General features: G+C 63.3%; 9 protein-coding genes. 4 read left to right on the top strand and 5 right to left on the bottom strand.

The genetic code is table 11. From position 1 onward, the window contains the following. Positions 1-8 precede the first annotated feature (8 nt). Positions 9-743: a (Fe-S)-binding protein gene (locus NCR34_RS05605; protein WP_250499225.1), complete on the bottom strand. Its 735-nt coding sequence runs from the start codon at positions 741-743 to the stop codon at positions 9-11. Positions 744-878: 135 nt separating this feature from the next. Here NCR34_RS05605 and NCR34_RS05600 point away from each other — a divergent pair, with 135 nt between their 5' ends. Then, positions 879-1682, top strand: a complete 804-nt coding sequence (locus NCR34_RS05600) for an IclR family transcriptional regulator (RefSeq protein WP_250499224.1) — start codon at positions 879-881, stop codon at positions 1680-1682. Positions 1683-1777: 95 nt separating this feature from the next. Here the strand turns inward: NCR34_RS05600 and pbpG are convergent, their stop codons facing one another. After that, positions 1778-2953: a D-alanyl-D-alanine endopeptidase gene (pbpG, locus tag NCR34_RS05595; RefSeq protein ID WP_250499223.1), complete on the bottom strand. Its 1176-nt coding sequence runs from the start codon at positions 2951-2953 to the stop codon at positions 1778-1780. A gap of 677 nt (positions 2954-3630) precedes the next feature. Between pbpG and NCR34_RS05590 the strand changes: the two genes are divergently transcribed. Then, complete coding sequence (locus tag NCR34_RS05590) at positions 3631-4209, top strand: phasin family protein (RefSeq protein ID WP_175939991.1); 579 nt, start codon at positions 3631-3633, stop codon at positions 4207-4209. A gap of 149 nt (positions 4210-4358) precedes the next feature. Here the strand turns inward: NCR34_RS05590 and lpdA are convergent, their stop codons facing one another. The 3 genes from lpdA to aceE all read right to left on the bottom strand — a co-directional run bounded on the left by lpdA (position 4359) and on the right by aceE (position 10993). Then, positions 4359-6446, bottom strand: a complete 2088-nt coding sequence (gene lpdA, locus NCR34_RS05585; RefSeq protein ID WP_250499222.1) for a dihydrolipoyl dehydrogenase — start codon at positions 6444-6446, stop codon at positions 4359-4361. Positions 6447-6558: 112 nt separating this feature from the next. Then, positions 6559-8220, bottom strand: a complete 1662-nt coding sequence (gene aceF / locus NCR34_RS05580) for a dihydrolipoyllysine-residue acetyltransferase (protein WP_250499221.1) — start codon at positions 8218-8220, stop codon at positions 6559-6561. Positions 8221-8299: 79 nt separating this feature from the next. Further along, positions 8300-10993, bottom strand: a complete 2694-nt coding sequence (gene aceE / locus NCR34_RS05575; protein WP_175939988.1) for a pyruvate dehydrogenase (acetyl-transferring), homodimeric type — start codon at positions 10991-10993, stop codon at positions 8300-8302. A gap of 284 nt (positions 10994-11277) precedes the next feature. Here aceE and fixL point away from each other — a divergent pair, with 284 nt between their 5' ends. Together fixL and fixJ are read left to right on the top strand one after the other, a co-directional pair. After that, positions 11278-13815 (top strand): oxygen sensor histidine kinase FixL, encoded by a 2538-nt coding sequence (fixL, locus tag NCR34_RS05570; protein WP_250499220.1) that lies wholly within the window; start codon positions 11278-11280, stop codon positions 13813-13815. Next, on the top strand, positions 13812-14450 hold the full coding sequence (fixJ, locus tag NCR34_RS05565; RefSeq protein WP_159835767.1) for an oxygen response regulator transcription factor FixJ: 639 nt from the start codon (positions 13812-13814) through the stop codon (positions 14448-14450). The genes fixL and fixJ overlap by 4 nt, the downstream gene beginning before the upstream one ends. The last annotated feature ends 95 nt before the right edge of the window (positions 14451-14545 follow it).

Raw genomic sequence — 14545 nt, 5'->3', positions numbered from 1 at the left:
TCTGGCTCTCAGGTGAGGCGCTGCGCGTCGCCGGCGAGCACCTGCGCGATATGCAGCACGCGCGTCGTGGTGTCGCCGGTGCGGCGCAGGCGGCCTTCGATGTTGAGCATGCAGCCGAGGTCGCCGAGCACGACCGCCTCCGCCCCGCTCGCCTTGATGTTCGCGCATTTCTCGTCGACGATCGCGGTCGAAATGTCGCCGTACTTCACCGCGAAGGTGCCGCCGAAGCCGCAGCAATGCTCGCAGCCGGCCATCTCTTTCACCGGCACGCCGGCCTGCGCGAGCAGTTCGCGCGGCTGCGACTTCACGCCGAGTTCACGCAAGCCCGAGCAGGCATCGTGATACGTGACGATGCCGTCGAAGACGCCCGATTCCATGCGCGCATTCGCGACCGTCACGAGAAAATCGGTCAGTTCGAACACGCGCGGCTGCAAGCGCGAATAGCGGTTCATGAGTTCGGGATCGTCGCGGAACAGGTCGCCGTAGTGCGCGCGGATGGTGCCGCCGCACGACCCCGACGGCACCACGACGTAGTCGAACTGCTCGAATTCGCGCAGGGTTTTCTCGGCCAGATCGCGGGCGAGGCGGCGGTCGCCGGAGTTGTAGGCAGGCTGACCGCAGCACGTCTGCGCCGGCGGCACGCTCACCTCGAAGCCCGCGCGCTCGATCAGCTTGATCACGGAAAAACCGATCTCCGGCCGCATCATATCGATGAGACACGTCACGAATAACCCGACCCGCATGGCGTTTCCTTGTTTGAGTGGATGCGAAAGCGCGGCCATTATCCGCGATGGTCGGCTGTTTCCGAATGCGCCGTCTTTTCACATTATGAGATACAATCGATCTTCCGCTGTTTGACGCATCAACCGATTCAAACGATGAGCGATACGAACCCGGAATCAAAAACCTCCATTCAGGTCATCGAGCGCATGATGAGCCTGTTGGACGCCCTCGCCGATCATACCGATCCGGTCAGCCTGAAGGAACTCTCGCACAACACGGGGCTCCACCCTTCCACCGCGCACCGCATCCTGAACGACATGGTGCTGTGCCGGCTGGTCGACCGCTCCGATCCTGGCACCTACCGGCTCGGCATGCGCCTGCTCGAACTCGGCAATCTCGTGAAAGCGCGGCTTTCCGTGCGCGAAGCGGCCATGTCGCCGATGCGCGAGTTGCACCGTCAGACGGGGCAGACCGTGAATCTCTCCGTCCGTCAGGGCGATGAGATCGTGTATATCGAGCGTGCGTATTCGGAGCGCTCGGGCATGCAGGTGGTTCGCGCGATCGGCGGGCGCGCGCCGCTGCATCTGACGTCGGTCGGCAAGCTCTTTCTCGCCGCCGACGAAGCCGCCCGCGTGCGCGCCTACGCAATGCGCACGGGCCTGTCGGGACACACGCAGAACAGCATCACGGATCTCGCCAAGCTCGAACGCGAGCTGTCGTTCGTGCGGCAGCAATCGTGCGCGCGCGACAACGAGGAACTCGAACTGGGCGTGCGCTGCATCGCGGCAGGCATCTATGACGACACCGGACGGCTCGTCGCGGGGCTGTCGCTGTCCGCGCCGGCCGACCGGCTTCAGGACGCCTGGCTCAAGCAACTGAGCCATACCGCGCTGGAGATTTCGCGGTCGCTCGGCTATCAGGAGCAACAACCGGGCGAGGCGCATCAGTCGCAGCGCTGATCGCGCGATCGAACGAAAAAGCCGGATTCGTCTCTCGACGAATCCGGCTTTTCTTTGGCCGCTGACTGCGCTGACCGCTCAGTGCGCTTACGCGATCACGGGTTCGCGCCGCCGCCCATGTCCGCGCTCATGATGCGCGGCTCGCCGAGCGTATCGAGATACGTGCGCAGACGCGTTGCATCGGCAAAACGCGAGTACTTCCCGTACGAATCGAGCAGCACCATGATGACAGGGCGCCCGTGCACGTTCGCCTGCATCACGAGGCACTCGCCCGCTTCGTTGATGAAGCCCGTTTTCTGCAAGCCGATATCCCACGACGCGTTGCGCACCAGCGCGTTCGTGCTGTTGTACGCGAGCGTGCGCTTGCCGGTGAAGACGTCGTAGCTGCGGTCCGTGGAGAACTTGCGGATTAGCGGATACTGGTACGCCGCGTTCACCATCTTGACGAGGTCGCGCGCGCTCGACACGTTGAGGCTCGTGAGTCCGGTGGAATTCTCGAAGTGCGTGTCGGTCATGCCGAGCGACTTCGCCTTCGCGTTCATCGCCGCGATGAACGCGGGACGCCCGCCGGGGTAGTAGCGCGACAGCGCGGCCGCGGCGCGGTTTTCAGACGCCATCAGCGCGATGTGCAGCATGTCTTCGCGATTCAGCACCGAGCCGACGGAAAGCCGCGAGCCCGTGTACTTCTCGTAATCGCGGTCCTCGTCCGTCACCGTGATTTCGTCGGTGAGCGGCATGTGCGAATCGAGCACGACCATGGCGGTCATCAGCTTCGTGATCGACGCGATGGGCACGACGGCGCGCGAGTTCTTGTCGAAGAGCGTCTCGGACGTGTCCTGGTCGACCACGTAGGCCACGCTCGAACGCAGCGCGAGACTATCCGCCGTGTCGTGCAGGCCGAACGCCTGACCGACCGACGTGGCGCGCGGCTGATACGCCACGGCATGCACGGCAGACCGGCGCGCGTGCGGATCCATCCGGTAGTTCACGCGATGCTTGCGCGAGACCTTCGGCGCGTCGTCGTCATCGCCGGCTGCGGCGACTTTCGCGGCGCGCGCCGACTTGCCCGCCTTCGCGACGCGAGCGCGGCCAGCGGTCTTTTCTTCGGTAGCGGACTTCTTGTGATGGGTGACGGTGGCGGATTTGGCGAGGGCTTCAGCCGGAGCCGCTGCAAACGATGTCGCTACAGCCAGTGATACGGCGAAAGACAAAGCTGAGCGCAATGCCACGCCGTGCACCACCTTTAGCGACGAAAACATTTCGGTTTTCATTAGTGTTCTGTTGGGCGGCTGAGAGTACCGCCAAGTGTAGTGAAGCTGCGAAATTTAAGCAATATTAAGCACTTATCGACGCTCGTTAAACTGAGTTGTAAGCGTTGATTGCTTGTTTCTGACACATCGCGAAACGCGATCGGAAAAAACGATCGCTTTCTGCAGACCGAATGCCGCTGAGAACGCGCTTTTATACGACACGACTCACGCGTTATCGGCAAATTCTTCTGAAACTTGAGTGCTGGACTGATGAATGGGCGCAGCGGTGGCGTCGCCAATGGATGCGCGTCGGATCAACAGTCGAAATGTTAACGTTTCTTCAACAATTTGGTGTACGGCGACATCCTAAAAATAGGACGGATGCACGAATCGTCCTATTCAGCCGCGACGCGTGGCGCGCACCGGCGTCGCTCACGCACCGCTCCGAGCGTTCCGATGCGGTGCAGGGGTTTCCCGCAGCGCCGGTCACCGTGCCAACGTCGATTACTTAAGTCCATGATTCACAACGTCTTCGCAACGATTGTGCAATGCACAAAAACTGCTTGACATCACTAAGAATATCTCTAAAATGGGCTTCATGTTGCGACGCACCAATAGAAGTAGCACCAACTAGCAGCACTTCGCTGCATCCACCAAGCCACGACCCGCCATGATGGGTCGGCAATCAGGAGCCTGAGATGACCCTACTGACCCCCGAACAAATCGCCGCTGCACAGAAAGCCAACTTCGACACGCTGTTCGGTCTGACGAACAAAGCGTTCGAAGGCGTGGAAAAGCTCGTCGAGCTGAACCTGCAAGTCGTCAAGTCGACGCTCGCCGAAGGCCAGGAAAACGCCCAGCGCGCGCTGTCCGTGAAGGACGCGCAAGAACTGCTCGCGCTGCAAGCCAGCCTGACGCAGCCGGTTGCCGAGAAGGTGCTGTCGTACGGCCGTCACCTGTATGAAATCGCGTCGGCCACGCAAGCCGAGTTCGCCCGTGTTGCCGAAGCGCAATACGAAGAGCAGAACCGCAAGGTGCAGGCACTCGTCGACAACGTCGCGAAGAACGCGCCCGCTGGTTCCGAAACGGCCGTCGCCGTGATGAAGTCGGCTATCACCGCCGCCAACACGACGTACGAAACGGTTCACAAGGCAACGAAGCAAGCTGTCGAAATCGCCGAGAGCAACTTCAACGCAGCCGCCACGGCCGCGACGAAGGCTGCCACGCAAGCGACCGAGCAAGCTGCCCGCGCTGCAAAGCGCCCGACGGTCGCCTAAGTTCGAATCGACTGTTCGTGCTGTAAGCGTTGTACGAAAAACCCGGCTGCGGCCGGGTTTTTCTTTGCCCCGACGACTCGTCACGCCAAATAAAAAGGCGCGTTCCCGCCAAGGGAACGCGCCTTTCTCACATCTGACCGCGGATTGCCTTACTTCTTGCGCTGCGGCGGCAGGTCCGTACAGACGCCCTCGTAAAGCTCGGCCGCCATGCCGATCGACTCGCCGAGCGTCGGGTGCGGGTGAATCGTGCGGCCGATATCGGTCGCATCCGCGCCCATTTCGATCGCGAGGCACACTTCGCTGATCAGATCGCCCGCGTTAAGGCCGACGATGCCGCCGCCGATCACGCGATGGGTTTCTTCGTCGAAAATCAGCTTGGTGAAGCCCTCGTCGCGGCCATTGGCGATCGCGCGGCCCGACGCGGCCCACGGAAACACCGCTTTGCCGTACTTGATGCCTTCGGCCTTGCACTGGTCCTCGGTCTTGCCTGCCCACGCGACTTCCGGATCGGTGTACGCCACCGACGGAATCTGCATCGCGTCGAAGTACGCCTTCTCGCCGTGCGCCGCTTCCGCCGCGACGTGGCCCTCGTGCACGGCCTTGTGCGCGAGCATCGGCTGGCCGACGAGATCGCCGATTGCGAAGATGTGCTCGACGTTGGTGCGCATCTGCTTGTCGACGTTGATGAAGCCGCGCTCCGTCACCGCGACGCCCGCCTTGTCCGCGCCGATCTTGCCGCCGTTCGGCGTGCGGCCGACCGACAACAGCACGAGGTCGTAGCGTTGCGGCTCCGCCGGCGCCTTCTCGCCTTCGAAGGTCACGTAGATGCCGTCTTCTTTCGCTTCGGCCTTCGTGGTCTTCGTCTTCAGCATGACGTTGGCGAAACGCTTGGCGTTGAACTTCTCCCACACCTTCACGAGATCGCGGTCCGCGCCCATCATCAGGCCGTCGAGCATTTCGACGACATCGATCTCTGCGCCGAGCGTCGAATAGACGGTCGCCATTTCCAGACCGATGATGCCGCCGCCCACCACCAGCATGCGCTTCGGCAACTGACGCAACTCCAGCGCGCCGGTGGAATCGACCACGCGCGGGTCGTCCGGGAAGAACGGCAGCTTCACCGCCTGCGAGCCCGCCGCGATGATCGCCTTCTGGAACTTGACGACCTTCTTGCCGTCCGCGCCCTGCACTTCCATGTGATGCGGATCGACGAACGTGCCGACGCCCGTCACCACCTGCACCTTGCGCGCCTTCGCCATGCCCGCGAGTCCGCCCGTCAGCTTCTTCACGACGCCTTCCTTGAAGCCGCGCAGCTTGTCGAGGTCGATGGTCGGCTTGCCGAAGCTGATGCCGTGTTCGGCGAGCTCGTGTGTTTCATCCATGACGAGCGCGGTGTGCAGCAGCGCCTTCGACGGAATGCAGCCCACGTTCAGGCACACGCCGCCGAGCGTCGAATAACGTTCGACGAGCACGGTCTTCATGCCGAGATCGGCGGAACGGAACGCCGCCGAATAGCCGCCGGGGCCGGCGCCGAGCACGAGCATCTCGCACTCGATATCGGCCGAGCCCGAATAGCTGCCCGCTTGCGGCGCGGGCGCGGCGGTCGCCTTCTCGGCCGGTTGCGGCGCGGCGGCCGCGGGGTTCGTCGGCACGTAGGTCGTGCCGCCGCCCTGGCCTTCGAGCGTCAGGATGAGCGTGCCTTCCGAGACGTTATCGCCCACCTTCACCTTCAGTTCCTTCACGGTGCCGGCTGCGGGCGAAGGCACGTCCATCGTCGCCTTGTCGGATTCCAGCGTGATGAGCGACTGTTCCTTTTCGACCGTATCGCCCGGCTTCACGTGGATTTCGATAATCGGAATGTCCGTGAAGTCGCCGATATCCGGCACCTTCACCTCCTGCGTGCCGCCGCCCGAAGCAGCGGGCGCAGCGGGAGCGGGCTGGGCCGTCGACGCTTCCTTCGGCGCGCCGCCGGCAGGCGCGCCCGATCCGGCCGCCGCGCCTTCGGTTTCGACCATCGCGATGACCGAGCCCTGCGAAACCTTGTCGCCCTGCTTGACCTTCACTTCCTTGATGGTGCCTGCCACGTCGGCGGGCACTTCCATCGTCGCCTTGTCGGTTTCGAGCGTGATGACGCCCTGTTCCTTTTCGATGACGTCGCCGGGCTGAATATTGACTTCGATGACATCGACATCGGAGAAGTCGCCGATGTCGGGTACTTTTAGTTCGACGAGACTCATGGTGTCCCCTAAGAGAAGAGCGGATGGAACCGGAACGCGCTTGGCAGCGCGCGCGGTTCCGCCGTCGGCTGGGCCGCGCGTTCGGACAGGCAAGCCCGAACGCGCGCCGCGATCAAAGAATCACGCGACGGAAATCCGCCAGAATCGCCGACAGATACGCGTTGAAGCGCGCGGCTTCCGCGCCGTCGATCACGCGATGGTCGTACGACAGCGAGAGCGGCAGCGTGAGACGCGGCACGAACTGCTTGCCGTCCCACACGGGCTTTTGCTGGCCGCGCGACAACCCGAGGATCGCCACTTCCGGCGCGTTGATGATCGGCGTGAAGTGCGTGCCGCCGATGCCGCCCAGCGACGAGATCGAGAAGCAGCCGCCCTGCATCTGGTCCGGCTTCAGCTTGCCTTCGCGGGCGAGCTTCGACAACTCCGCCATTTCCTTCGCGATATCGACCAGGCCCTTCTTGTCCGCATCGCGGATCACGGGGACGACGAGGCCGTTCGGCGTGTCGGCCGCGAAACCGATGTGGTAGTACTTCTTGAAGACGAGGTTGTCGCCGTCGAGGCTCGCGTTGAAGGTCGGGAACTTCTTCAGCGCCGCGACCACGGCCTTGATGACGAACGCGAGCATCGTGAACTTCACGCCCGCTTTCTCGTGTTCCTTGTTCAGCTTGACGCGCAGCTCTTCCAGCTCGGTGATGTCCGCTTCGTCGTTGTTCGTGACGTGCGGGATCATGACCCAGTTCCGATGCAGGTTCGCGCCCGAGATCTTCTTGATGCGCGAAAGCGGTTTCGGGTCGACCGGACCGAACTTCGTGAAATCGACCTTCGGCCACGGCAGCAGTCCCAACTCGCCGCCGCCACCGCCCGCCGGCGCGGCTGCCGCGGCGGGCGCCTTGGCCTGCCCCGTCATCACGCCCTTCACGAATGCGGTGACGTCCTGCTGCGTGATTCGACCCTTCGGACCGGTGCCGTTCACCCGCGTCACGTCCACGCCGAGTTCACGCGCGAACTTGCGCACCGAAGGCGACGCGTGGCTCGACGTACGCGTGCCGTCGCCCGCGGGCATCACGGGCGCTTGCGCGAGCGCGGACGGCGCTTCCTTCGCGGGCGCGGGCTTCGCGGGCGCATCGGGCGGCGCTGGGGCGGGCGTCGGGGCTTCCTGCTTCGGCGCCGCTGCCGCTGGCGCCGCGGCAGCCCCGCCTTCGCCGCCTTCGAGCACGAGAATCAGCGATCCTTCGGACACCGTATCGCCGATCTTCACCTTCAGTTCCTTGACCGTGCCCGCAGCCGGGCTCGGCACGTCCATCGTCGCCTTATCCGATTCGAGCGTGACGAGCGACTGTTCCTTCTCGACCTTGTCCCCGACCTTGACGGCGATCTCGATGATCGGAATGTCCGTGAAGTCGCCGATATCCGGCACCTTCACTTCCACCGAGCCGCCGCCGCCCGAAGCCTGCGCGGGCTGCGAGTGCGTCTGCGTTTGCGCGGGCGCCTCTTCTTTCGCAGGCGCGGCAGGCGCGGCAGACGCAGCGTTCGCGCCGCCTTCCAGCACGACGATGAGCGTGCCTTCGGAGACGTTGTCGCCCACCTTGACCTTGACTTCCTTCACCGTGCCCGCCGACGAGCTGGGCACGTCCATCGTGGCCTTGTCGGATTCGAGCGTGACGAGGGATTGTTCCTGCTCAACGACATCGCCCGGCTTGACCAGCACTTCGATCACCGGAATGTCCTTGAAATCGCCGATGTCCGGCACTTTGACTTCGATCGCTTGACTCATTATTAGTGTCTCCTGGGTTGCACGCGGCCTCTTTCCGCTTCGGAAAGAGGCCGCGTCACAACGCTCGGGGGCGATGCCTTTAGACGGTCATCGGGTTGGGTTTGGCCGGGTCGAGGTTGTACTTCTTGATCGCCTCAGCGACGACGTTACGCTCGATCGTGCCTTCGTCGGCAAGCGCGTTGAGCGCCGCCAGCGTGACCCAGTAGCGGTCGACTTCGAAGAAGTGGCGCAGCGCCTCGCGCGTATCCGAGCGGCCGTAGCCGTCGGTGCCGAGCACCACGAACTTGTTCGGCACATAGCCGCGAATCTGGTCGACGAGCGCGCGGATGTAGTCCGTCGATGCGATCACCGGGCCCTGCGCGTCCTTCAGCAGCTTCGTCACGTGCGGCACGCGCTTCTCTTCGGTCGGATGCAGCAGGTTGTAGCGCTCGCACGCCTGGCCTTCGCGGGCCAGTTCCGTGAAGCTCGGCACGCTCCAGAGATCGGCGGACACGCCCCAGTCGTTCTTCAGCAGATCGGCGGCGGCGATCACTTCGTTGAAGATCGTGCCCGCGCCCATCAGCTGCACGTGCGCCTTGCCCGCGCTCTCGGCCTTCTTGAACGAGTACATGCCCTTGATGATGTCGGCCGCGACCGACTCGCCTTGCGGAATCGCCGGATGCTCGTAGTTCTCGTTCATCACGGTGATGTAGTAGTACACGTCCTCCTGCTCCTGCACCATGCGGCGCAGGCCGTCCTGCATGATGACCGCGAGTTCGTAGCCGAAGGTCGGGTCGTAGCTCACGCAGTTAGGAATCGACGCCGCCCACAGCAGCGAGTGGCCGTCTTCGTGCTGCAGGCCTTCGCCGTTGAGCGTCGTGCGGCCCGCGGTGCCGCCCAGGAGGAAGCCACGCGAACGCATGTCGCCCGCGGCCCACGCCAGGTCGCCGATGCGCTGGAAGCCGAACATCGAATAGAAGATGTAGAACGGGATCATGATCTCGCCGTGCGTCGAGTACGACGTCGCGGCCGCGATCCAGTCACACATGCCACCGGCTTCGTTGATGCCTTCCTGCAGGATCTGACCCGTCTCCGATTCCTTGTAGAACATCAGCTGGTCGGAGTCTTCCGGAATGTACTTCTGACCGTCCTGATTCCAGATGCCGATCTGGCGGAAGAGGCCTTCCATGCCGAAGGTGCGCGATTCGTCGGGCACGATCGGCACGACGCGCTTGCCGATGGCCTTGTCCTTCAGCAGGATGTTCAGCACGCGCACGAAGGCCATCGTCGTGGAGATTTCGCGGCCTTCGCCCGTGCCCTTCAGGAGCGGTTCGAACGCGGAGAGCGCCGGCACCGGCAGCGATTCCGCCTTTTGGCGGCGCGCCGGCAGATAGCCGCCCAGATCCATGCGCTTCTGGCGCATGTATTCGAGTTCCTTCGAGCCTTCCTCGAACGTGAGGTACGGCACGTCGACGATCTGCTCGTCGCTGATCGGCAGGCGGAACTGGTCGCGGAATTTCTTCAGTGTCTCGATCGGCAGCTTCTTCTGCTGGTGCGTGATGTTCATCGCCTGACCGTGCTCGCCCATGCCGTAGCCCTTGATGGTCTTGGCGAGGATGACGGTCGGCGCGCCCTTCGTCTTCGTGGCGGCGTCGAACGCGGCGTAGATCTTGTGCGGATCGTGACCGCCGCGGTTCAGGTTCCAGATGTCTTCATCGGACCAGTCGGCGACGAGCGCCTTGAGTTCCGGCGTGTTGAAGAAGTGCTCGCGCACGAACGCGCCCGACTCCGACTTGTACGTCTGGTATTCGCCGTCGACCACTTCCATCATGCGGCGCATCAGCGCGCCGGTCTTGTCGCGGGCAAAGAGCGCGTCCCAGCGGCTGCCCCAGATCACCTTGATGACGTTCCAGCCCGCGCCGCGGAATTCGCTCTCCAGTTCCTGGATGATCTTGCCGTTGCCGCGCACCGGGCCGTCCAGACGCTGCAGGTTGCAGTTGATGACGAACACGAGGTTGTCGAGACGCTCGCGGCCGGCCATGCCGATCGCGCCGAGCGATTCCGGCTCGTCCGTCTCGCCGTCGCCGAGGAACGCCCAGACCTTGCGGCCTTCCGTCTTCGCGATGCCGCGCGCCTGCATGTACTTCATGAAGCGCGCCTGATAGATCGCCATGATCGGGCCGAGACCCATCGAGACGGTCGGGAACTGCCAGAAGTCCGGCATCAGCCACGGGTGCGGATACGACGAGATGCCCTCGCCGCCCACTTCCTGGCGGAAATTGTCCAGTTGCTTCTCGGTCAGGCGGCCGAGCAGGAAGGCGCGCGAATAGACGCCCGGCGACGAGTGACCCTGGACGAACACGAGGTCGCCGCCGTGTTCCTTGGACGGTGCGTGCCAGAAGTGATTGAAGCCGACGTCATAGAGCGTCGCGGCCGACGCGAACGAAGCGATGTGCCCGCCGACGTTCGTGTCCTTGCCCGCGCGCAGCACCATGGCGATGGCGTTCCAGCGCGTGTACGAACGAATGCGGTGCTCGACGTCCTGGTCGCCCGGGATCTTTGCCTGCGACGCGACCGGAATCGTGTTGATGTACGGGGTGTTGGCCGAAAACGGCAGGTGTTCGCCGTGCACGCGAGCGAACTCGATCTGTTTCTCGATCAGGTAATGCGCGCGGTCAGGGCCGACCGCCGAAATCACGCCATCCAGTGCTTCGAGCCATTCGGCGGTTTCTTGCGGATCGTCGTCCTTGGCATTGGCGACATATTTGAGAACTTCGTCGGGTACAGCGGACATGCTCGTCTCCTGATGTGAGGAACGCTCTAAGAACAGCCGAAAAACACACGCCCGCACGGACTCGGGCACTGGCCGCGTGCCGGCATTCTAAAGAGGGTCCAGACCTAGTAGCAAGGAATTTTTCGAATCATGGGAGCGGATCTCATGATGTGAAAAAATGCTGCAATGCACCGTCCCATATGGTTTTTCTGTTCAGACGTTTCTCCTCCTTTTCCCGCAAATGAGCCGTCTTTACCGTCTTTTTACGCCAATTAACAATCGGGTGCTGCGTTACAATCGCTTCCATGTTGACTGACCGGCTGATCAAACGCTCGGCGCGCGTCGGTAAGAAACCGACCGACTCGTCGCCCTCCCGCTGGCACCACGGCCCGTGGTGGTCGAACTCCTATTTACTCACGCCGCTCATCTCCATCATCGTTTTTTTGGTGGTGATGAGTCTGATTCTCTGGAGCCTGAACCGGCGCGAGCAGCAGCAGCAGGAAGACACGCTGTACCGCAACGTCGCGTGGGCGCAGCAGCAAATCCGTCTTGCCATGACGGGTGCGCAAGAACAAATCCAGGCCCTCGCGCGCGACATCGCGGCCGGCCACGGCGACTCGCAAAACTTCCAGACGGCGTCCACCGACATCATGCAGGGGCATCCCGAGATCCTCTACATGAACTGGTACACGAGCGAGCACAAGCCGCGCTGGCCCAATACGCCGCTGCCGGTGCTCGGCTCGCGCCTCGCGAAGCCGAACGACACGCAAATGGACGAGGCCGTGCAGGCAGCGTTCGACGAAGCGCGCACCACGCGCCGCCAGGTCTACTCGCCGCTTCTCTACGACGACCTCGGCAACGGTTACATCACGCTGCAAACGCCCGTGTTTCGCGACCGCGAATTCCTCGGCTCCATCGCGGCGGTGTTTTCGATCGAAGGCATTCTGAAGCGCGACATTCCGAGCGAACTGTCGGCGAAGTACAAAATCTCGATCACCGATCTGAACAATCGCGAGCTCGCGACCACGTCGAGCCGGCCGCGCCTGCCGCGCGACATGTTCTACGACCTGCCGCTCGACCCGCCCGGACAGGGCCTGTCGGTGCGCGTCTATTCGTATCCGCAGCTCACGAACTTCACCAATAACACGCTGGTGTGGCTCGTCGCGGGCTTGTCGTGCTTCGTGCTGTGGAGCCTCTGGAGCCTGTGGAAGCACACGCGCCAGCGCTTCGAGGCGCAGCAGGCGCTCTACGCCGAAGCCTTCTTCCGCCGCGCGATGGAAAACTCGGTGCTGATCGGCATGCGCGTGCTCGATATGCACGGCCGCATCACGCACGTGAATCCCGCGTTCTGCCGCATGACGGGCTGGGACGAAAGCGATCTCGTCGGCAAGAACGCGCCGTTTCCGTACTGGCCGCGCGACGCGTACCCCGAAATGCAGCGCCAGCTCGACATGACGCTGCGCGGCAAGGCGCCGTCGTCCGGCTTCGAACTGCGCGTGCGCCGCAAGGACGGCTCGTTCTTCCACGCGCGGCTCTACGTGTCCCCGCTCATCGACAGTTCCGGCCGTCAGACGGGCTGGATGTCGTCGATGACGGACATCACCGAACCCAAGCGCGCCCGCGAGGAACTCGCCGCCGCGCACGAACGCTTCACCACCGTCCTCGAAAGCCTCGACGCGGCCGTGTCCGTGCTCGCCGCCGACGAAGCCGAACTGCTGTTCGCGAACCGCTACTACCGTCACCTGTTCGGCATTCGCCCGGACGGGCATCTGCAACTGGCGGGCGCGGCCTTCGACGGCAACGCGCAAAGCTCGTCCGACACGCTCGACATGATCGACACCTACGCGGGCCTGCCCGCCGCCGCGCTCACCGAAAGCTCGGCGGACGCGCAGGAGGTCTACGTCGAGGGCATCCAGAAGTGGTTCGAAGTGCGCCGCCAGTACATTCAGTGGGTGGACGGCCACCTCGCGCAGATGCAGATCGCGACCGACATCACCCAGCGCAAGCAGGCGCAGGAACTGGCGCATCAGCAGGAAGAGAAGCTCCAGTTCACGAGCCGCCTGATGACCATGGGCGAGATGGCGTCGTCGCTCGCGCACGAGTTGAACCAGCCGCTCGCCGCGATCAACAACTATTGCTCGGGCTGCGTCGCGCTCGTGAAGTCCGGCCGGATGACGCAGGGAACGCTGCTTCCGGTGCTGGAGAAGACCGCGCAGCAGGCGGTGCGCGCGGGCATGATCATCAAGCGCATCCGCGAGTTCGTGAAGCGCAGCGAGCCGAAGCGCCAGGCGACGCGCGTCGCGGATATCGTCGCGGACGCGGTCGGTCTCGCGGAGATCGAAGCGCGCAAGCGCAAGATCCGCATCGTCACCGAGATCCGCTCGCGCATGCCGGTGATCTACGTCGATCCGGTTTTGATCGAACAAGTGTTGGTCAACCTGTTGAAAAACGCGGCCGAAGCAATGCATGATGCAAAGCCGAACGCCGTCGATCCGGTGATACGCGTGGTCGTACAGCGAACCGATGGCGGTTTCGTGTGCATCAGCGTGGTGGATCAGGGTCCGGGCGTCGACGAAGCCACGGCCGAGCGTCTGTTCGAGCCGTTCTACAGCACGAAATCCGACGGCATGGGCATGGGCCTGAATATTTGCCGCTCGATCATCGAATCGCATCGCGGGCGGCTGTGGGTGGTGAACAACGTCGAGGCGGACGGCCACGTGACCGGCGCGACCTTCCACTGCAGCCTGCCGATCGGCGAAGCGGACGGATCAACGGGACCGGGCGCCGACGCGCGCGACGAACATACCAATACGAGACAACATACCGTTACGGGAGAACTATGAGCAGTCCAGTCACCACTCAGGAAACCGTCTTTGTCGTCGACGATGACGAGGCCGTGCGTGATTCTTTGCGCTGGCTGCTCGAAGCCAACGGCTATCGCGTGCAGTGCTTCTCCAGCGCCGAATCGTTCCTCGACGTTTATCTGCCGATCGCGCATTCCGGCGCCATCGCCTGCCTGATTCTCGACGTGCGCATGGCCGGCATGACGGGGCTCGAATTGCAGGAAAAGCTGATCGCGGACAACTCCGTGCTGCCGATCATCTTCGTCACCGGTCACGGCGACGTGCCGATGGCCGTCTCGACCATGAAGAAAGGCGCGATGGATTTCATCGAGAAGCCGTTCGACGAGGCGGAACTGCGCAAGCTGGTCGAGCGCATGCTGGAAAAGGCGCGCAGCGAGAGCACGAGCGTCCAGCAGCAGCGCGCGGCCGCCGAGCGGCTCGGCAAGCTGACGGCGCGCGAGCATCAGGTGCTCGAGCGCATCATCGCGGGGCGTCTCAACAAGCAGATCGCGGACGACCTCGGCATCAGCATCAAGACGGTGGAAGCGCATCGCGCGAACATCATGGAGAAGCTGTCGGTGAATACCGTCGCCGATTTGCTGCGCCTCGCGCTGTCCAACAAGCCTCAGCAGTAACCGTCCTGGCAGTTCCCTTGCGTGGCCGGCTTTCATGCCGGCCACTGTCGTTTGCATGGCTTGCCGCATCCGCGAAACCGAAACGCGTAATTTCG

The organism is Caballeronia sp. GAWG1-5s-s (genome assembly GCF_023631445.1).
Lineage (GTDB): Bacteria > Pseudomonadota > Gammaproteobacteria > Burkholderiales > Burkholderiaceae > Caballeronia.
Note: the sequence above shows the minus strand (reverse complement) of the source record. Positions and strands in the feature narration are given on the sequence as shown.

Bases quoted from the DNA above. Each gene is read 5' to 3' on its own strand.
- NCR34_RS05605 (WP_250499225.1), bottom strand. From the start codon at position 743: ATGCGGGTCGGGTTATTCGTGACGTGTCTCATCGATATGATGCGGCCG.
- NCR34_RS05600 (WP_250499224.1), top strand. From the start codon at position 879: ATGAGCGATACGAACCCGGAATCAAAAACCTCCATTCAGGTCATCGAG.
- pbpG (WP_250499223.1), bottom strand. From the start codon at position 2,953: ATGAAAACCGAAATGTTTTCGTCGCTAAAGGTGGTGCACGGCGTGGCA.
- NCR34_RS05590 (WP_175939991.1), top strand. From the start codon at position 3,631: ATGACCCTACTGACCCCCGAACAAATCGCCGCTGCACAGAAAGCCAAC.
- lpdA (WP_250499222.1), bottom strand. From the start codon at position 6,446: ATGAGTCTCGTCGAACTAAAAGTACCCGACATCGGCGACTTCTCCGAT.
- aceF (WP_250499221.1), bottom strand. From the start codon at position 8,220: ATGAGTCAAGCGATCGAAGTCAAAGTGCCGGACATCGGCGATTTCAAG.
- aceE (WP_175939988.1), bottom strand. From the start codon at position 10,993: ATGTCCGCTGTACCCGACGAAGTTCTCAAATATGTCGCCAATGCCAAG.
- fixL (WP_250499220.1), top strand. From the start codon at position 11,278: ATGTTGACTGACCGGCTGATCAAACGCTCGGCGCGCGTCGGTAAGAAA.
- fixJ (WP_159835767.1), top strand. From the start codon at position 13,812: ATGAGCAGTCCAGTCACCACTCAGGAAACCGTCTTTGTCGTCGACGAT.